15 protein-coding genes are annotated in these 17,101 nt (G+C 71.8%); 5 read left to right on the forward strand and 10 right to left on the reverse strand.

Annotation, left to right across the window (positions count from 1 at the left end; genetic code table 11):
* Positions 1–68: 68 nt before the first annotated feature.
* Positions 69–1,730 carry a GGDEF domain-containing protein gene (locus tag FRCN3DRAFT_RS0219955; RefSeq protein ID WP_007513879.1) on the forward strand — a complete coding sequence of 554 codons (1,662 nt, stop codon included), beginning with the start codon at positions 69–71 and terminating at the stop codon, positions 1,728–1,730.
* A 91-nt stretch (positions 1,731–1,821) separates the two neighbouring features.
* Here the strand turns inward: FRCN3DRAFT_RS0219955 and FRCN3DRAFT_RS0219960 are convergent, their stop codons facing one another.
* The 3 genes from FRCN3DRAFT_RS0219960 to FRCN3DRAFT_RS0219975 all read right to left on the reverse strand — a co-directional run bounded on the left by FRCN3DRAFT_RS0219960 (position 1,822) and on the right by FRCN3DRAFT_RS0219975 (position 4,935).
* The gene (locus FRCN3DRAFT_RS0219960) at positions 1,822–2,796 is read right to left on the reverse strand and encodes an intradiol ring-cleavage dioxygenase (RefSeq protein WP_007513880.1); all 975 of its coding nucleotides are present in this window, start codon (positions 2,794–2,796) and stop codon (positions 1,822–1,824) included.
* 394 nt (positions 2,797–3,190) lie between these two features.
* A complete protein-coding gene (locus tag FRCN3DRAFT_RS45380; protein WP_007513881.1) occupies positions 3,191–4,132 on the reverse strand; it encodes an SDR family oxidoreductase in 942 nt (313 codons plus the stop codon).
* On the reverse strand, positions 4,129–4,935 hold the full coding sequence (locus FRCN3DRAFT_RS0219975) for an SDR family NAD(P)-dependent oxidoreductase (RefSeq protein ID WP_007513882.1): 807 nt from the start codon (positions 4,933–4,935) through the stop codon (positions 4,129–4,131). The genes FRCN3DRAFT_RS45380 and FRCN3DRAFT_RS0219975 overlap by 4 nt, the downstream gene beginning before the upstream one ends.
* 205 nt (positions 4,936–5,140) lie before the next feature.
* Between FRCN3DRAFT_RS0219975 and FRCN3DRAFT_RS0219980 the strand changes: the two genes are divergently transcribed.
* The 3 genes from FRCN3DRAFT_RS0219980 to FRCN3DRAFT_RS0219990 all read left to right on the forward strand — a co-directional run bounded on the left by FRCN3DRAFT_RS0219980 (position 5,141) and on the right by FRCN3DRAFT_RS0219990 (position 7,542).
* Complete coding sequence (locus FRCN3DRAFT_RS0219980; protein WP_007513883.1) at positions 5,141–6,085, forward strand: SHOCT domain-containing protein; 945 nt, start codon at positions 5,141–5,143, stop codon at positions 6,083–6,085.
* Between the two features lie 136 nt (positions 6,086–6,221).
* Entirely contained in the window at positions 6,222–6,692 is a 471-nt protein-coding gene (locus FRCN3DRAFT_RS0219985; RefSeq protein ID WP_007513884.1) for a DUF1203 domain-containing protein, read from the forward strand.
* 151 nt (positions 6,693–6,843) lie between these two features.
* Complete coding sequence (locus FRCN3DRAFT_RS0219990; RefSeq protein ID WP_007513885.1) at positions 6,844–7,542, forward strand: NADPH-dependent F420 reductase; 699 nt, start codon at positions 6,844–6,846, stop codon at positions 7,540–7,542.
* A gap of 447 nt (positions 7,543–7,989) precedes the next feature.
* Here FRCN3DRAFT_RS0219990 and FRCN3DRAFT_RS0219995 read toward each other — a convergent pair whose 3' ends face one another.
* The 4 genes from FRCN3DRAFT_RS0219995 to FRCN3DRAFT_RS0220010 all read right to left on the reverse strand — a co-directional run bounded on the left by FRCN3DRAFT_RS0219995 (position 7,990) and on the right by FRCN3DRAFT_RS0220010 (position 11,345).
* Entirely contained in the window at positions 7,990–8,694 is a 705-nt protein-coding gene (locus FRCN3DRAFT_RS0219995) for a hypothetical protein (RefSeq protein ID WP_007513886.1), read from the reverse strand.
* Between the two features lie 453 nt (positions 8,695–9,147).
* Positions 9,148–9,489 carry a hypothetical protein gene (locus FRCN3DRAFT_RS0220000; protein ID WP_027140766.1) on the reverse strand — a complete coding sequence of 114 codons (342 nt, stop codon included), beginning with the start codon at positions 9,487–9,489 and terminating at the stop codon, positions 9,148–9,150.
* A 284-nt stretch (positions 9,490–9,773) separates the two neighbouring features.
* A complete protein-coding gene (locus FRCN3DRAFT_RS0220005; RefSeq protein ID WP_007513889.1) occupies positions 9,774–10,544 on the reverse strand; it encodes a methyltransferase domain-containing protein in 771 nt (256 codons plus the stop codon).
* A gap of 54 nt (positions 10,545–10,598) precedes the next feature.
* Complete coding sequence (locus FRCN3DRAFT_RS0220010; protein ID WP_007513891.1) at positions 10,599–11,345, reverse strand: SDR family oxidoreductase; 747 nt, start codon at positions 11,343–11,345, stop codon at positions 10,599–10,601.
* An 83-nt stretch (positions 11,346–11,428) separates the two neighbouring features.
* Here FRCN3DRAFT_RS0220010 and FRCN3DRAFT_RS0220015 point away from each other — a divergent pair, with 83 nt between their 5' ends.
* Positions 11,429–11,899: an RrF2 family transcriptional regulator gene (locus tag FRCN3DRAFT_RS0220015; RefSeq protein WP_007513893.1), complete on the forward strand. Its 471-nt coding sequence runs from the start codon at positions 11,429–11,431 to the stop codon at positions 11,897–11,899.
* Positions 11,900–11,921: 22 nt separating this feature from the next.
* On the opposite strand, the gene FRCN3DRAFT_RS0220020 is transcribed toward FRCN3DRAFT_RS0220015, so the two are convergent.
* The 3 genes from FRCN3DRAFT_RS0220020 to FRCN3DRAFT_RS0220030 all read right to left on the reverse strand — a co-directional run bounded on the left by FRCN3DRAFT_RS0220020 (position 11,922) and on the right by FRCN3DRAFT_RS0220030 (position 17,076).
* Positions 11,922–13,202, reverse strand: a complete 1,281-nt coding sequence (locus FRCN3DRAFT_RS0220020; RefSeq protein WP_007513895.1) for a cytochrome P450 — start codon at positions 13,200–13,202, stop codon at positions 11,922–11,924.
* A gap of 267 nt (positions 13,203–13,469) precedes the next feature.
* Positions 13,470–14,594 carry a low temperature requirement protein A gene (locus FRCN3DRAFT_RS45385; protein WP_157845237.1) on the reverse strand — a complete coding sequence of 375 codons (1,125 nt, stop codon included), beginning with the start codon at positions 14,592–14,594 and terminating at the stop codon, positions 13,470–13,472.
* Between the two features lie 706 nt (positions 14,595–15,300).
* Positions 15,301–17,076 (reverse strand): SpoIIE family protein phosphatase, encoded by a 1,776-nt coding sequence (locus FRCN3DRAFT_RS0220030; RefSeq protein ID WP_051466316.1) that lies wholly within the window; start codon positions 17,074–17,076, stop codon positions 15,301–15,303.
* Positions 17,077–17,101: the final 25 nt, after the last annotated feature.

The raw sequence follows: 17,101 nt of genomic DNA on the forward strand, positions 1-17,101 counted from the left end.
ACCGGACCCACCAGATCATCACTGAATGAATTCGGTTGATTGCGGTAAGCTACCGGTGGGATGCAGTGATGTCTGGACTCCGCGGCGTCGACGCCGCAGACAGGCTGTGGCGTCCGACCGGTCTGGGCCGCGCGCCACGGTTGTTCCGGTATGCCGTCGTCGCCTCCGTAGCGCTCCTCGGGCTCGATGTCGCCCTCGCGGCGCTGCTGGAGCTGCACACCGCCCGAGTCGCCACGGACCTCGTCAACGCCACCCTCCAGCTCGCCGCCGCGATCGCCTGCTTCTGGTCCGCCCGGCGGGTGCATGGCGCGGAGCGCCGCTGGCGGGTGCTCATCGCCATCACCGCCGCGGGCGGGATGTTGGCGAGCCTGTCGGTGATGCCGGCGCTCCTGGCCGGCCGCATGCCCCACCAGGGCGGCATCTCCGCCGGGTACGCCGCCTTCCTCGTCCTCTACGTCCTGGCCCTGGCCGGTCTGCTGTCCCTGCCCACCGACCGGGTCGGTGAGCACGGCGGCGATCTGGGCCGGCGGCGGCACAGCGCCTACCGCTGGTACACGATCACCCTGCTGGACTGCATGCTGATCGTCGGCTCGATCGTCCTGCTGCAGTGGGGGATGACGCTCGCCACGCTCGTCCAGGCAGGCCACCACACCGAGACGTTCGAGCTCGCCCTGATCCACCAGGTAGCCGGTCTGATCCTCGCCGCCGCGGTTGTGCTGATCGCCACCTTCCGCCGGCCGCGCGCCCCGGTGGTACTGGCCCTGCTCGGCACCGGCCTGCTGGCCTACGCCGTCACCACCAATCTCATGCCCTACGTAGCGGCGGTGCATGGGCTGGAGCTGCCGCCCTGGGGCATGGTCGGGTTCGCCCTCGCCTATCTGCTGATCTTCCTCGCCGCGCTCGCCCCCGTTCCGCGCCCCACGCACCCGGACGGCCCCGCTCCACCCGGCCCGCGGGCGATGTGGGCACACGCCGTGCTGCCCTACGCGACGCTCGTGGCCGCGGGCCTCCTGGTCGTCGACAAGCGGCTCGCCGGGGTCCGGCTCGACCTGTTCGAGACCTACGGCATGATCGCGCTGGTGGTGGTGGCCCTGATCCGACAGATGGTCACCGTCGCCGAGAACACCCGGCTGCTCACCGAGACCCAGGAACAGCAGGAGCAACTGCACCACCAGGCATTCCACGACCCCCTGACCGGCCTGGCGAACCGGGCGCTGTTCACCCGACGTCTACAGCGGGTCCTCGCCTGCGCCCCCGATGGCGACGGCACCAGGATCACCGCCGATTACGCCCCCGACACACGAGTGTCCCTTCTGTTCCTGGACCTCGACGGCTTCAAGCGGGTGAACGACACGTTCGGCCATGCCGCCGGCGACGAGCTCCTCAAGATCATCGCCGACCGGCTGCTGACGGAGACCCGCGCGGTCGACACCGCCGCCCGTCTTGGCGGCGACGAGTTCGCCGTCATCCTCGACGGCGGCGGCCCTGACGACCCCCGCCACGTCGGCGAGCGGCTCGCCGTCGCCATCCAGGCGCCCTGCCTGCTGGTCGGACAGCACTACACCCCTAGCGCCAGCCTGGGCATGGTCATCCTCGACAGCGTCGCGTCCCGGCCCACCAGCCCCGACGTCCTGCTCCGCCAAGCCGACCTGGCCATGTATACGGCCAAACGGGGACGAACGGGGACGGTCGTCGTCTACCACCCCGCCCTCGCCGAGAGCGCCAGCTGAGTCCTGGGACCGGCGGGGCGGCCCCGCCGACCTCGCCGGCCGGCATGGGCGCCCGGAGTAGCCGCGCGCTCAGGGGCTGTCGGGCACACTGTCAGCCCGGCTGGCCGCCGGGCGGCTGACCGCCGGGCATGCCAGCCGTCTGACCGTTGCCCGAACTGGTGGTGGTGTCGACACCGACGGCGAGGGTGACGGTGTAGCCGGCGGTGGTGGAGCCGGTCACGGTGGCGAGTTGCTGGGCGCCGCCGTCGTCCCCGAACACGTTGTCGCTGGTGAGGCTGACCTTGGAGAGGTTCGCCACGGACGCCTCGTAGCCAGACTGCGCGTAGACCTGGTCGCAGATGTCCTTGGGCAGCGCGACTTGGGACGTGGCGATGGCCTTGCTGGCGTCGGTGATGCTGGCCTGGTCGGGGTAGACCTCGAAGTGGATGTGCGGCCACCGTCCGCTGTAGCACGCCGGGAAGATGCTGGTGAAACGCACCTTGCCGCCCGTGTCGGCGACCTGGACGCCGCGCAGGTAGTTCTGGTCGGTGACGCCCTGCGAGTACATCGAGTAACGGCCCTCCCGGTCGCAGTGCCACACGTAGACGGCCACACCGGTGAATGCGCCACCACCTGCGAGGTCGGCGATCGTCAGTTCCAAGGTCATGGGGACGCCCTTGGCGGTATCCGTAGCCGTCCCGAAGCTGGACCGGATGTCGCTACGCACGACGCCGCTCTGCTGGAGCACGTCGGGACCGTTGGAACCGTCGCCGGGGTACGGACCCGCCGTCTCCTCCGGGATCTCCCCCGACGCGCCGCTCGTTGACGTGGACGCCGTCGCACCGGCGGTCGTGGACCCGGCCGTCGCGGCACCGGCGGTCACGCCCGCCGACGTGCCGGAGCCTGACCCGCACGCCGCCAGGCCCGCCGTCGCCGCGCCGAGCCCCACCATGGTCAGAAGCCGCCGCCGGCTCAGCAGGGTGCCAAGGTCGAACGCGAGTCCCTGGTCGACGACATCCTCCGCCGGCCGGGCGAGCGGACGTCCCTCATAGGACGAGATCCCATCGGTCCGCTGTTTCCTGGTCACGCGCGTCCTCCTGTGACGATCGGATGGTTCCGCGCTTCACAGCATCACAGGATCAACTTTGCCCCGGCTGTGCGCTCGCTGTGCTGCGCCTTTGCAACCTCCCGTCCACCCCCGGCGACGTCCGGGCATCTCGGCACCCGGCAGCGCGTCGTCGAAGCCGCCACCGACGCTGGCACGTCGGCTCGCCGGTCCTCGTCATCGGCCTCGCCGCGGGCGGCGGCCTCGCCGCGGGCGGCGGCCTCGCCGCCCTTCTTACCGCCACGACCCTCGCGACCCGCCGCCGGCGGCGGGTCGCCCGAACCACCAGGCGCGGCGCTCACCGGACCTGACCGTGCCGCTCGCCGCGCCTCCCCGCCGCTCACCGTGCCCCTCGAAACCGCCGTCCGCCGGCTCGTCAACGCTGGTCGCCGCGGGCGGCGGCCTCGAGGGCCGGGGCGACCGCGGTGACGCTGATCGTGTCCCCGTTCGGCACGGCACCGTCGGGCTGGCGCAACAGCCACGCGACGACGGCACCCACCGCTTCGGGAGGCCGCCCGTACTCGGCGACCCAGCGCAGGTCGGGGCGGGCGAGCACCCGCTCGGTGGCGACCGGTCCAGGCTCGACGTTGAAGCACCGAATACCGCGCCCGCCCAGCTCGGCGGCGATCGCGCCGGCCATCCGGTGGAAGCCGCCTTTGCTGCACCCGTAGGTGACCGCCCAACCGCCGGCCGTGCCCGGGCCACTGCGCGGGTCGGTCGTCCCGGCGGCCGAGGTGATGCCGACGACCGTGCCGCCGCCCGCGTCGACCATCGCCCGGACCACCCGCTGGGTGAGCAGCAGCTGCGCGGTCAGGTTGGCGTAGATCCGGCGTTCGATCTCGGTCCGGCTCACGTCGAGAAAGCCGGCGTCGCCGCCCGGCCCGACGTAGATGGCGTTGTTGACGAGCACGTCGAGCCGGCCGAACGCGTCGAGCACGCCCTCCACCGCCGGGGCCAGCTGGTCGGCGTCGAGCAGGTCGAGCCGCACCGGCACGACCCGGGCGCCGAGCGCCGCCGCCTCGGCCGCCGTCGAGTCCAGGCTGCCCGGCAGGCCATGGGGGCGGTCGCCCTCGCGGACGGTGCGCGCCGTGATCGCGACGTCGTAACCGTCGGCGGCGAGGGCAAGTGCGACGGCCCGGCCGATGCCGCGGCTAGCACCGGTGACCAGCGCGGTGGGGCGCCGGCCCCGCTCGCTCCGATCGCCCTGCTCGTCGCGCGGCTGGGTGCCCTGCTGGGCAGCCGGCTTGGCGACCGACTGGGCAGCGGGCTGGGTACCGGCCTGGGTGGCCGTGGACTCGGTGGGCTCGTATGCCGTCATGACTCGGGAAGCTCGGGCGCCCAGGAGACGCCGTTGATGTGGCTGCCGCCGTCGACGAAGAGTGTGTTGCCGGTCAGGTAGCGGGCGTCCTCGCTGGCAAGGAACACGGCGACACCGCCGATGTCGGCCTCCGGGTCGCCGAGGCGTCCCATCGGGTTCATGGCCGCGGCGCCGGCGAGCAGCGCCGGGTCCTGCTGAGCGAGCCGTTCGAAGGCGGCCGACCGCGCCGCCGGGCAGATGACGTTGGCGACCACCCCGTACGGCGCCCATTCCCGGGCGGCCGTCCGGGTGAGGGTGCGCAGCGCCTCCTTGGCGGCGTTGTAGTCGAGCGAGCCGACGTGCGCGTTCACCCCGTTGAGCGAGCAGATGTTGACGACGCGGCCCCACCCCTGCGCCTTCATCAGCGGGAACGCCGCCTGCATCGCCCAGAACGGCCCGTAGAAGCCGACCCGCAGGGCGTGGTCGAGCTGGGCATCGGTCTTGCGTTCGGCCCGGCCGAGTCCGCCGCCGCTCCAGGCGTTGTTGACCAGCACGTCGACCGTGCCGAACTCGTCCTTGGCCGTGTTCACCGCGGCGACCACCTGGGCCCGGTCGCTGACGTCGGTGAGCACGAACCGGACGTCACCGCCGACGTCCGCCTCCAGCTCGGCCGCCGTCGCGCGCCCCAACGGCTCGTTGTACTCGGCGATGACGACCTTGGCTCCCTCGCGCAGGAATCGGCGGGCGATGCCGCGCCCGATCCCCTCCCCCGCGCCGGTCACGATCGCCACCCGTCCCGCCAGACGACCCGTCGGACCTGTCACCGGTACTCCTTCGCCCTGACGTCACGCGGACGGGCGGACCGTACGGGCCGAGACCTGGCGGGGTCAATCGTTTCTGATGACCCGTCAGATCTGGCGACGGGCGCGGCGGGGCTCCGGCCAGCCGAACGTGCGCGAGATCCGGGTCCATACGATCGGCGTTGTCGACGTGACCGACGATCCACCTTCGCCGGATAGGGGCAGTCCGATGCTCTGGCGTCACCTCAAGGCACAGCTGATCGTCCAGTTGTGCGGCGGCCTGGTCGGGCCGATCTTCCTGCTCGTGTACTTCTCGACCGGCCCGGAGAATCGTCATCTGCTCTCGTGGATGCTCGTCGCGGGCCTGCTGATCACGGCGATCGACGTGGTGGTCGCCATGCTGCTGGCTCGCGCCGACACCAGCGCGGTCATGCTCATCGGCCGGGCGGCCTTTCCCGGTCGGGCGGGCTTTGCCGGTCGGGCGGCGTTCCTGGGCCAGGCAGTCACCGGAACCGGCACGCGGGCCGCCGAGCTGGAGCGTGACGGTGTGCTGGCGCTCGCCCGGATCACCGGCATGGCCGAGACCGGCATCAGCGTCAACGACCAGCCGCTGGTCGGGATCCGCCTGCGCGTCGAGGGACCGGGCTTCGCGTTCGACGCCCAGGAACAGGCGGCTGCCGGGGTGACCCGCATGGCCACCCTCAACGCGCGCAAGGTCGTCGTCCTCGTCGACCCGGCCACCCAGGCCGTCGCCATCGACTGGGACCGCAGCGCCCTGGTCAACGGCCAGGTTCTCGCCCGGTTCACCCTCGCCGAGGACGACACGGCCTATGACCTGACCGGCCAGGCCGGCCCGCTGCTGGAGATCCTGCGGATCCTGAAAGCCCACGACATTCCGTTCGACCGGATGGTCGACGCCCGCTCGAACCCGGACCTGCGCGACCAGCTGCGCGCCGTGGTGCGACAGGCCACGGCCCGCGAGGGCACGGCCCGCGAGGGCACCGCGGCCTGGTCCCCGCCGACCACCGACGCCGACGGCGCGCCCACGTTGCTGACCAAGCCGAAGCGGCCCGCGGCCGAGCGTCTGCGCGAGCTCGACGCGCTCCGCGCCACGGGCGCCATCAGCGACACCGAGTACACGACCAAGCGCGACCAGATCATCGCCGAGATCTAGCCGCCTCCGCCTTGCGCCCCTGACCCGCTCGGCGACCCGAGGGCTTCGCCGGGCAGGTCGGCCGAGTTCGCCCACGCCCGGGCGCGATGGCGAAAATCCGCCAGACACACCGGACCGTCGATCGAATGATGAAGGCATGACCACCGCGATCACCACCGCCTACCGCCTCCGGCCGATCGATCCTGACGACGCCGACCGGCTGCGTGCCGAGCACCCGGACGCGCCGGTGTACGCCGTCGACGCCCACCCGGGCTACCCGTGCCGGCAGTGCCTGCGGGACGCGGCCGTGGGCGAGGAGGTGATCCTCGTGTCGCACGATCCGTTCACGGCCGACAGTCCCTACCGCTCGGCGAGCCCGATCTTCCTGCACCGCGCCCCCTGCGAGCCACCTTCGGACCTTCACGCCCTTCCGGCGCAGCTCGCCGGCCGGCAACTGTCCGTCCGCGCCTTCGACGGAGACGCGGTGATGATCGACGCGGCTGTGATCGCTGGCACCGACCTCCCCGGGACGCTCGACCGCTTCTTCGCACTCGAGGCGTGCGACCACGTCCACGTGCACAACGCGAGCCGTGGCTGCTGGGCCACCCGTGTCGACCGCGCTCGCTGACCAGCGAGACCGCCTGCCTTCCGAACCATGAAAAGCGCGCCTTTGTCACCGTTGTCACCGCTGTCACCGCTTGGCGGGCAGCTCGCCACAGCTGGTCGCCGGCTCGCCCCAGACCGGGAATGCCGTCCCGCGGCCAGGTGGTTGCGCAGGCATGACGACGATCGGACTGATCGGAAGCGGGAACATCGGCTCGACCGTGGCCCGGCTGGCGGTCGCGGCCGGCCACGACGTGGTGCTGAGCAACTCGCGCGGTCCCGAGACGCTGGCCGGCCTGGTGGCCGAGCTGGGTCCCCGGGCGCGGGCCGGCACCGCGGCCGAGGCGGCGAGGGCCGGCGACCTGGTGGTCGTGACCATCCCGTTGCGGGCCTACGAGAGCGTTCCGGTGGAGCCACTCGCCGGCAAGATCGTGCTCGACACCTGCAACTACTACCCGCAGCGTGACGGGCAGATCGCCGAGCTCGACGACGAGAGCACCACGACCAGCGAGCTGGTGGCGCGCCACCTGCCCGGCTCGAAGGTCGTGAAGGTCTTCAACAACATCTACTTCAAGCACCTGCTGTCGCTGGCGCGCCCGGCCGGGGCGCCGGACCGCTCGGCGCTGGCGATCGCCGGGGACGACGCCGACGCGAAGGCCGCGGTCGCCGTGTTCCTCGACCAGATCGGCTACGACACGGTCGACGCCGGCCCGCTCGCCGAGGGCTGGCGGTTTCAGCGCGACACGGCCGCGTACGCCGGGCTCTACTTCGGTCCGGATGGACGCGCGGGCGACGCGGGCGAACCGATCGACGGCGCTGCCCTGCGCACCAAGCTCGCCGCCGCCCGCCGCTACGCCGACACCGCCGCCGGCTGACCCCAGAGCGGATCATCCGCAGACGCCACAGCCCACCATCCACCGCGACCGCCGATACCTGACAAATGGGCACCGCCTGGGCGGGTTACCCCACGGGTACGGTCGATAACTAGCGGCAGTCGGGACGCAACCCGTCCGGTCGCGGTGGCCAGCCGGAGTTTTCCGGCATCGCCTGGTAGGGCAGGTGCGGGGCGGACGCCAGCGGAGAGCCCGCGGGCGCGGACGCCACGGCCGAGACCGGCGACGCACGATGCGGACGGGACGGCCTCGCCAGACTCTGCGACCGCATCCTCACGGACGTCGCCGGCCTGGCCGGCGGCGAGGACGACCTGCGCCTGCTCGCCGTCGCAACTCCCTGACCCACAGGCCGTCCTCGGGCGCCGGCGTCGCGAGGTTCGAAAAGCTGATCGTCGTTCCTGCCTTCCGGTGGTCGCCCACCAGACCAGGTCAGGCCTTAAATTGAATCTCGAACCAGTGCCGTATGTGTTCGTCGGTATGAGTACGGCCGATGCGGATTGCCTCGCCGATCAGCACACGGAGATCTGCGGGGTAGTAGTCCTCGTTCCTGAGAGTCAGCTCGCGCAGGACGAACCGGCGCACGGCAAGGTCTTCATTCGACACGAACTCGCGCAATATGGCTTCACGCCATGCTGCGCGCAGGTCCGCCAACGACGCCCATTCCGCCGGATCCACCGGCTCCATGATCCCCACTGCGTGGGCTTTGTGCCGCCAGGGCATGCACGTCCAATACCATGCTCGAACCGCGCCGGCACGCTCGGCATTTGTCCCGCCGCGGAGGAAGCCGAGCAATGCGGTCTGGACCCGACGCCGGCCGAAATTTTCCACGGCCGGCCTGATGAACTGGGCGTTGAAGCTTGGATCCGGCTCATAGACCCCTGCCCGGACAAGTGCCTCGAAGAACTGTTCCGGCAGCTTGTCGTGCTCTCGCAGTCTGCGCCGGATGGCAGCCCTGGCCGCGTGTTGCCAGGCCCGGGTCCCGGGCTCCGTCGGCCGGATGTCCGCGCGGACGAGGCTCGCAAGATCCACCAGATGACGGCGATATATGGCGGCGACATCCCCGGCGCACGGGGGTCGCGGCTTGGGTGCCTCCGGGGGCCGCTCCAGTGCGTTCGCTGTTTCGTCCGCGTTCATGGCCATCCATGTCGAACAGGTCCGTGTCGGCGTTGGGGTTTCGCCGGCCCACGTCGCCGGTCTGCCAGGCCGTACCTTGATCTCGCGCCTCGGGACACGCTGGATCCAGCTTGCGAGGTGCCCCAGCGACGTCTGCCTGGCACCCGCGACGGCGGCCCAACCAGCGTGGCAGTGACGCAGGCCCAACCCCTCCGTGATCGCCGGTTGCGCCCTGCCATGGCTGCCAGCGGGGCCAGGCCATGGCCACCGGAGGGCGCGAACAGTGATCAAGCCTCAGGCCGACCACCAGGGCAGCGATGGTGAACCTCACGTCGGCGTTCCTGGCCGAATCCAGTCAGAGCCTGTGGCGCCCGTAACGGCCCATCCGGCGCCACAGGCCATGGCTCGATCCCATGCCGACGGAAGGACAACCGACGCCGGTGCCGGCGTCGGTGCCCCGACGGACGTCGAAAATCAGGTGCAGGCGTTCTGCAGCGCGGTGCCCGCGCTGATCAACGGGGTGTTGTCGGGCATCTGCGGCGTGGTGGAGGTGGAACTGGAAAGGTTCCCGACGAACGTGCCCAGACCGTCCATCGCCTCGGCGACCTGCAGGCCGGCCGTCTTCACATCGCCGCTCGCGCCGTTGGCCGTGGCCCGGATCGCGGCCGCCTGGTCGTGGTAGGTCTTCGCCATCGCGGTGGGATCATTGACCTGCGACATACTGGTCGTGCCGAGATCCTGGATAGCCTTCTGCATCGACGTGCAGGCAGCGGCGTTGTCACCGCTGCTCGAACAGGCCGCCGTCAGTCCGAACATTCCCGTGAGGGTTCCGACCGCGATTGCCGTCGACAGGCGGCGGGGTGCACTTGGCATGTGACGTCCCTTTTCGTTGCTTTTGGGAGGAATCTGCGCACACGGTACACCGCCCAAACCGGGCAGCCTCAGCGGCCTCACGTGCGGCCGGCGCGCATGGCCAGCTCAGGCACCGAGAAGGCGTCGCCGGGCGACGGCCTGCAGAAGTCACCTATCCACATGTCGGGTTTCCGACACGCGGATGCGTCACCATCCCGTCCCGCGGAGGTGGGGCCGGGGCCGAGCCCTCAGCGTTTGTGCCCGACGGCGAAGACGCGACGGAACGGCAACAGCACTCGGCCGGCGTCGTCGACTGGGAATGCCTCGGCCAGGCGCCCTTTCAGTTCCCGCTCGAACGCGGGGCGCAGGTCGGCCGGCAAAGCGGCGAGGGTGGGCCGCAGGCTCGTTCCGGAGATCCAGGTGAAGACCGGGTCGGGTCCGGTCAGCACGTGCAGGTAGGTGGTCTCCCAGGCGTCGGCGATGAGGCCCTCGGCGGCCAGGGCACGCAAGTACGCCGCCGGGTCGTGCGCGGCCCCCGCCTCGACGTCGGCCGTGTGGGCGGCATACGGCGGCTCGGCGGCGAGCTGGGCGCCCAGCGTGTGGCTCGGCGCGGCGAAGTTGCCCGGCACCTGGAACGCGAACCAGCCGCCCGGCGACACCGCCCGGGCGAGCGCGGGCAGGAGATCGAGATGGCCCGAAACCCAGTGGAAGGTGGCGTTCGAGACCAGCACGTCGACGCTGCCGGCCGGCGCGGCGCTCACCCAGTCGCGCAGGTCGGCGACCCGCCAGGTGATCCGCTCGTCCGTGGCCTTCGCGATCATCGCCGAGCTGCTGTCGACGCCGACGACGCGGGCCGCGGGCCACCGGTCGGCGAGCAGGGCGGTCAGGTTGCCGGGGCCGCAGCCCAGGTCGACGACGGTGGCCGGCTCGGCCGAGACCCTGGCCATCAGGTCCGCGAACGGCCGGCCACGCTCGTCGGCGTAGGTCAGGTAGCGGTCCGGGTCCCAGGTATCCGCCATCGCAGCCTCCAGGCCACCCGACTTCAGAGCAGTAGCAGGCTAACCCTCATGGGCTCACCGCGCTCCGGCGGCCAGCCAGGCGTCGAAGGTGGTGGGCATGATGCGGGCGCCCGCGCCGGGCAGCATGGCGTTGCCGGCCATGCCGAGGCCGTGTACCCCCTCCCACGTCGGCACGAGCCGGATCTCCCGGCCGCGTGCCGCGTAGGTGCGCCGCGCCATGTCGACCAGGTCCTGGGTCTCAGGGCCGGCGATGTCGAGCCGCTCGCGCCGGGGCTCACCGACGGCGGTCTCGGCCAGGACCGCGGCGACGTCGGCGGGGGCGATCGGCTGCATGAGCAGCGGTGCGACGACAGCGGTGCCGTCCCGCTCGGTCCAGGAGGCGACCATGGCGGCGAAGTCGTGGAACTGGGTGGCGCGCACGATCGTCCACGGCACCGGTCCCCGCTCCACGGTGGTCTCCTGCGCCAGCTTCCCCGCGTAGTGCGCGTTCGCCGGCGGCTCCGACATGCCGACGATGGACAGCGGCACGTGATGCCCCACCCCGGCGCGCTGTTCCGCGGCCAGCAGGTTCGCGGTGGTGGTCGTGAAGAAGTCGACGACCGTAGTGACGTCCTGTGCCGGGGTGTTCGAGCAGTCGATCACGGCCGCCACGCCGTCCAACGCCTTGTCCAGCCCCTCCCCGGTCAGGACGTCGACGCCGAGTGACCGGGCGACGTCGACCACCTCGTGCCCGCCGTCCCGGAGGACCTCGCTGGTGAGCCGCCCGATCCGGCCTGTGGCTCCCACTACCGCCACCCGCATCGCTACCTCCCGCACGTCTGGCTATTGCGGAGAAAACATATCCTAAATCTCCTAGATCCCGCCACCTCCGATACGGTGGCGGCGTGAGGCTGCCGGAGAGCACCGAGTGGCTGTTGCACTGCGCCGTCACGCTCGCCCTGCTGAAACCCGGGCAGGCGGCCTCCGCCGGCCAGCTGGCCGGCTACTACGACCTGCCTCTGCCTTCGCTGGCCAAGCAGCTTCAGGCGCTCGTGCGTGCCGGCGTGCTCACGGCGACGACCGGCCCGCGAGGCGGGTTCCGGCTGGCGCGGGACCCAGCGGACATCACGGTCCTGGAGGTCGTCGAGGGGGTCGACGGCGCCGCCGCCCCCTACCGGTGCCGCGAGATCCGGCAACACGGCCTCGGCGCCCTGCCCACCGAGGACTGCGCCGCCCCGTGCGTCCTGGCCACCACCATGGCCCGGGCGCATCAGGCCTGGCGCGACAGCCTGGGCTCGGTCTCTCTCGCCGACATCGTCAGCGACCTTCCACCCGGCGCCCCCGGCCGCACCCGCCGGTTCCTTCCCGGGCGGTGAGCCGCCCGTGCCTCACTGATCGCTAGCGCACGGTGAAGTCGCAGGCCAGCCGCTTGACGCCGTTGATGAAGCTGCTGGCCAGCCACTCGGGCTCACCGACCGCCCGGATGTCGGGGGCCTGGGCGAACAGCTCCCGCCACATCACCGAGATCTCCCTGCGGGCCAGGTGGGCGCCGAGGCAGAAGTGCGGGCCGGCGCCGCCGAAACCGAGGTGGGGGTTGGGGTCGCGGCGGACGTCGAACCGGTCGGCGTCGGCGAACACGGCCTCGTCGCGGTTCGCCGACGAGTAGAACAGCAGGACCTTGTCGCCGGCGTGCAGCCGCTGCCCCGAGACCTCGACGTCCTGGGTGACCGTGCGGCGCATCCAGCGCACCGGGCTCGACCACCGGACGATCTCCTCGACGGCGGTCCGGCTCACCCCCGCCACGTCGCCCCGCCAGGCGGCCCGCTGCTCGGGGAACGCCGTCAGCGCGAGGAGCGCGTGGCTGATCGCGGTGCGGGTGGTCTCGTTGCCGGCGACCAGCAGCAGGATGAAGAACGAGGCGATCTCGCTGTTGTCGAGGCGTTCGCCGTCGACCTCGGCGAGGGCGAGCGCGGTCGTGAGGTCGTCGGTCGGCGCGGTCCGCCGGCGCGTCGCCTCCTGGTTCAGGAGGTCGGCGAGCTCCGCGCCGGCGCCGAGCAGGGCGGCCACGATGTCGGCGCCCTCCGGGACGTAGTCCGGGTCACCGGAGCCGAGGATCACGTTCGTGCAGCGGAAGACGTCGCCGTACCGCTCCTGCGGCAGGCCCATCATCCGGCAGATGACCTCCAGCGGGAGCCGGGCCGCGACCCGCGAGACGAAGTCACCCGGCCCCTTGGCGACCAGGTCGTCGACGATCGCACGGGCGATCGCGGCGATGTCCTGCTCCGTCTGGGCGATGATGCGCGGCGTGAAGGCCCGGGAGACGATGCGCCGCAGCCGGTGGTGCCGCGGCGCGTCGAGGTTGATCATCCCGCCGAAGAACTCGAGGAACTCGGGCGGCAGGTCCGGGATCGAGGTCGCGCCGCGGGCCGAGGAGAAGGTGCCCGGCTCCGAGCTGATCCGGACGATGTCCGCGTGCCGGGTGGCCGCGTAGTAGCCCGGCCCGGTCGGGATCAGCTCGCTCACGGACGACGGCTCGCGGTAGAACGGCAGGCCCGGCCGCCCGCGCAGCCGGGTGAACGCGGCGTCTATCTCGGCACGAGGCCGGACCCAGAAGGAGAGGTCGGAGAGGTCGACGTCGTCGACCGCCCGAATCGGACCGGCACCGGTGGCGGCTGACATGACTCTGCGTCCCTCCTGACGTGCGGCTGACCTGCCCTCTTCCGCTGCCACCATCTACGCGTCCGCGACGCTTCGTCGTCCCGGCGCGCCGCCCGCCGACGACGAGCCGTGGCCGTCCGGGTTCACGCCATCCGGCGAGGCCCCGGTCCCCGGTAAGTGTGACCTGGATCGCAGGACCTGGTGATCGGAAACGGCATACAGGTCTCCACGAGTCTCGCGTTCCGGTTCGGCGGCGGCCTTCCCCGAGCTGGTCGCCGGGTGGGTCAGTCAGCCGGCGGCGCGGCGCGCCCGGGCCTCGAGCCCACTCGGGGCGAGCAGGATGGCGGCCAGCGCGGCCAGCTCGACCACCGGCGAGACGTGGCTGCCCAACCACGGCACAGCCAGGCAGACCAGCGCCGTGACGGCTCGCGGCCCCGCCGGCGCGAAGCGCAGCGCCCGACGGAACGCGGCCGACCCGAGCGCGAAGGTCGCCGTTCCGATCGCGATCAGCATGGCGGAGGCGGTCGATCCGCGGGCCAACAGGTCCTCGCTGGACAGTCGGATGCCCGCCGCCAGCAGCAGGACCCCGAAGATCATTATGTAGTGGGCAAGGAAATAGCCGGTGATGGCCAAGATTGGGCGCCGCCGCGGGTCGGCGTTCCGCATGGCCGTGACCGCCCGGTCGTCGTCCCCGCCGAAGTACCACCACCACATGACGGTGAGCACGACGAGCCCGGCCAGGGCCCCGGCTATCAGGCGCGGGACGATCCGGCTCTCCTCGCTGGCCAGGGCCACCCCGACCAGCGACTCGCCGAGCACGATGAGAATCACCAGGCCGTGCCGCTCGCCGAAATGGGCCGCGTTGATGTCGAAGTTGCTTTCCAGCCGGACGAGGAACGGCGTCACCACCTGGACCAGCGCGGCCATCGTCCACAGCACCGGCACGACCCGTCCACCACTGAACCCGGCGGCCAGAATGAGACCGGTACTGAGCAGGTTGGACGGCAGGAACCGGGCGACCGCCCGGTAGGCCGCCCGCCCGGTGAACATGATGAACCCGGCGGCGTGGACGAGAATGACGGCCAGGTAGGCAAAGCCGAACGTGATCCCGCCACCGTGAAACGCGGTCGGCACCGCCATGGCGACGACGAAGAACGCGGCCATCCCGAACAGCAGCACCGCCCGACGGCCCGAGGTGTTCGGATCGTTGGTGTTGGTCAGCCACGCGAAGCCGCCGTACATCCAGAAGATGACCGACAGCTCGACCGCGGCCCGTCCCACCCCGGCCAGATCGGCCGACCGCACGATCACGGCCGTGGTCTGGGTGACGGTGAAGACGAACACGAGATCGAAGAACAGCTCGGTCGTCGAGACCCGGGACGGGGCGATCGACGGACGGCTCACGTCGGTCACGCGGGAACCGGACCCCTCCCAGCCAAACGACCCCAAGTTGCCTGCCTCGGCGACCCGCTGGTCCGCCGGCCTCACCGGCACTGGTTCGGGCAGGCCTGCCCGGTCGTCCGGACGGTGCCATGCGTGATCCTCCTGCCGGCGACCGAGCCGCTGCCTGCCCCCGAAGCTCTGGACGTGACCGGCGGCGCGGAGCGACATTCCCACTCTAATCACCGCGATCTGCCCCCGGGCATTCACCGACCACATGTCGCGGCCTGCTGCCGTGTCCGTGGGGAACGGTCGGCCGGCCGTCGCCACCGCTTCGGGTTCACGCCAGGCCGTACATGAGCACGGCGGTGCCGAACGGCGCCCCGCCGCGGCCGGTCGGTATTACTGGGTCTGACTCTCCTGTCGGCGTCGCCCGCGGCCGACCCGGTTGGTCGGTCGGCGCACCGAGGGCATGGTCCCGTCGTGGGCTTCCCGTGAGCACGAGCGCGGTTTCCCGCCACGGCCGGGAGGAATTCCCGCGCCGTTCGGGACCGGTCGCGGTGCGCACCGTGAACGTGATTCACCCGGCGGCCGGAGACGTCCCAGTGGACCATCAAATATGAAGCCCGTCTCACCCCTCCGCGAACATGATTCATTTCGCGGTGATGGACCTGGCAGGGACGCCACGGAGTTCCCTCCGTTCCCGCCGGCCGGTCCACGGCCCGACCCGGCGACACGGTCAGGCCGGGTTAGTCCCGGTGAGCCGGACGAGCAGGACGGCGATGTCGTCCTGCTGGGGTTCGTCGCCCGCCGCCTGCCGGGTGAGCGCGTCGGCCAGTCCGTCCAGGTCGGGGTGGGCGCCGCCCGCATGGCCGGAGACCGGCTCAGGGGTGTGGCCGGCGAGCAGGGCGGCGGCCTGGTCGATGCCCTCCTCGATATCCCGCCCACGCCGCTCGACCAGCCCGTCCGTGTAGAGGAGCAGGGTCGAGCCGGGTGGCACCGAGAGGCTCGCCTCGCCGCGGCCGCCGGCGTCCATGACGCCGAGCAGGAGCGAGTTCGCGTCGGCGAGCGGCTCGACCGTGCGCTGCCCGGTGCCGTCGACGGTGCACAGCAGCGCCGGGAGATGCCCGGCGTTGGCGTAGCTCAGCGTCGCCCCGCCGCCGGGGTCCGGCGCCAGGACGGCGTAGAAGACGGTCGCGAAACTGTCCATGCCGAGTCCCTGGACGACCCGGTCGAGACGCTCGAGCACCTCCCCGGGCCCGGCCAGCTCCCAGGCATAGGCCCGCAGCATGCTGCGCAGCTGCGCCATCGTCGCCGCCGCGGGCAGGTCGTGGCCCATGACGTCGCCGATGGCGATTCCGACCCTGCCGTCGGGCAGGAGCAGGACGTCATACCAGTCGCCGCCGACGCGGACCGTGTCGCTGGCCGGAAGGTACCGGGCGGCGAAGGACAGGGCGGGCACGGTTGGCATCTCGGGCAGCAGGCTGCGCTGCAGCGTCTCGGCGACCGTGTGGGCGCGCACGTACAGGCGGGCGTTGTCCAGCAGCAGGCCGGCGCGCCGGCCCAGGTCGACGGCCAGGTCCAGGTCGTCCCGGTCGTAGCGGCGGCCGGACGCCGCGGTCGTGATCAGGCGAAGCACGCCCACGACCTGGCCGCGGGCCAGCAGCGGTACCGCGAGAAACGAACGCGGTCGCATCCGGCGGTAGGCGTCGAGCTCGGCGGCGCTGGTCGCGGACCGCACCATGTCGTCGTCACGGACCTCGGGCACCAGGACCGGCCGACCGACGGACAGGACCCGGCCGACCAGTCCCCATCTGGTTCCCGGCAGGCCACGGGCGGCCTCGCCCGCCAGGAAGTCGGCCTCGATGCCGGGGTCGAGACCGGCGAGCGCGGTCCGGCCCGACTCGTCGCCCCAGGAGGCCAGGTCGACCACGGCCAGGTCGGCCAGCCTCGGCACCAGCACCCTGGCCAGGGCCCGCAGGGCGGCCGGCCCCTGCCGCAGCGCTCCCGACATGACGTCGGTGACCTGTCCGAGCAGCTCCAGGCGGTCGTGCGCGGCCCGTTCGACCCGCGCGGCCCATTCGGCGGTGGACCGCGCCTGCTGCTCGCGGACGAGGAGTTCCTCCCGCCGGGCCCTCGCCTCGACCCGATCTGTCACGTCGCTCTGCACGCCGACGAAGTGCGTGAGCCGTCCGTCCCGGTCGAGGACGGGGGCCAGCGCGATCTCGCTCCAGAAGGTGCTGCCGTCCTTGCGGTAGTTGAGGATCTCGACCCGGGTGGGCCGGCGCTCCCGCTGGGCGGCGCCCAGCCTGGCGGCGGCCGCCGGGTCGCTGCGCGGGCCCTGCAGGAAGCGGCAGTTTCGCCCGACGGCCTCGGCGAAGGAGTAGCCGGTGATCCGGGTGAAGGCGTCGTTGACCCAGGTCAGCGGGGTGTCGGGCTGGTACGGGTCGGCGAGCGTGAAGCTCACGTCCGTGCTCCGCAGGACACGTTGGTAGAGGTCGTCAGCCGCCGCCATCCCCAGGGACCCATCCGCCGGGCCG

The sequence above is a fragment of the Pseudofrankia saprophytica genome (assembly GCF_000235425.2).
Classification (GTDB): domain Bacteria; phylum Actinomycetota; class Actinomycetes; order Frankiales; family Frankiaceae; genus Pseudofrankia; species Pseudofrankia saprophytica.

Excerpts from the sequence above, each read along its gene's own strand:
- FRCN3DRAFT_RS45380 (WP_007513881.1), bottom strand. The coding sequence starts at position 4,132 with ATGACGGCATACGAGCCCACCGAGTCCACGGCCACCCAGGCCGGTACC.
- FRCN3DRAFT_RS0219985 (WP_007513884.1), top strand. The coding sequence starts at position 6,222 with ATGACCACCGCGATCACCACCGCCTACCGCCTCCGGCCGATCGATCCT.
- FRCN3DRAFT_RS0220010 (WP_007513891.1), bottom strand. The coding sequence starts at position 11,345 with ATGCGGGTGGCGGTAGTGGGAGCCACAGGCCGGATCGGGCGGCTCACC.
- FRCN3DRAFT_RS0219990 (WP_007513885.1), top strand. The coding sequence starts at position 6,844 with ATGACGACGATCGGACTGATCGGAAGCGGGAACATCGGCTCGACCGTG.
- FRCN3DRAFT_RS0220020 (WP_007513895.1), bottom strand. The coding sequence starts at position 13,202 with ATGTCAGCCGCCACCGGTGCCGGTCCGATTCGGGCGGTCGACGACGTC.
- FRCN3DRAFT_RS0220000 (WP_027140766.1), bottom strand. The coding sequence starts at position 9,489 with ATGTTCGGACTGACGGCGGCCTGTTCGAGCAGCGGTGACAACGCCGCT.
- FRCN3DRAFT_RS0220030 (WP_051466316.1), bottom strand. The coding sequence starts at position 17,076 with ATGGCGGCGGCTGACGACCTCTACCAACGTGTCCTGCGGAGCACGGAC.
- FRCN3DRAFT_RS0219980 (WP_007513883.1), top strand. The coding sequence starts at position 5,141 with ATGCTCTGGCGTCACCTCAAGGCACAGCTGATCGTCCAGTTGTGCGGC.
- FRCN3DRAFT_RS0219995 (WP_007513886.1), bottom strand. The coding sequence starts at position 8,694 with ATGAACGCGGACGAAACAGCGAACGCACTGGAGCGGCCCCCGGAGGCA.
- FRCN3DRAFT_RS0219955 (WP_007513879.1), top strand. The coding sequence starts at position 69 with ATGTCTGGACTCCGCGGCGTCGACGCCGCAGACAGGCTGTGGCGTCCG.
- FRCN3DRAFT_RS0220005 (WP_007513889.1), bottom strand. The coding sequence starts at position 10,544 with ATGGCGGATACCTGGGACCCGGACCGCTACCTGACCTACGCCGACGAG.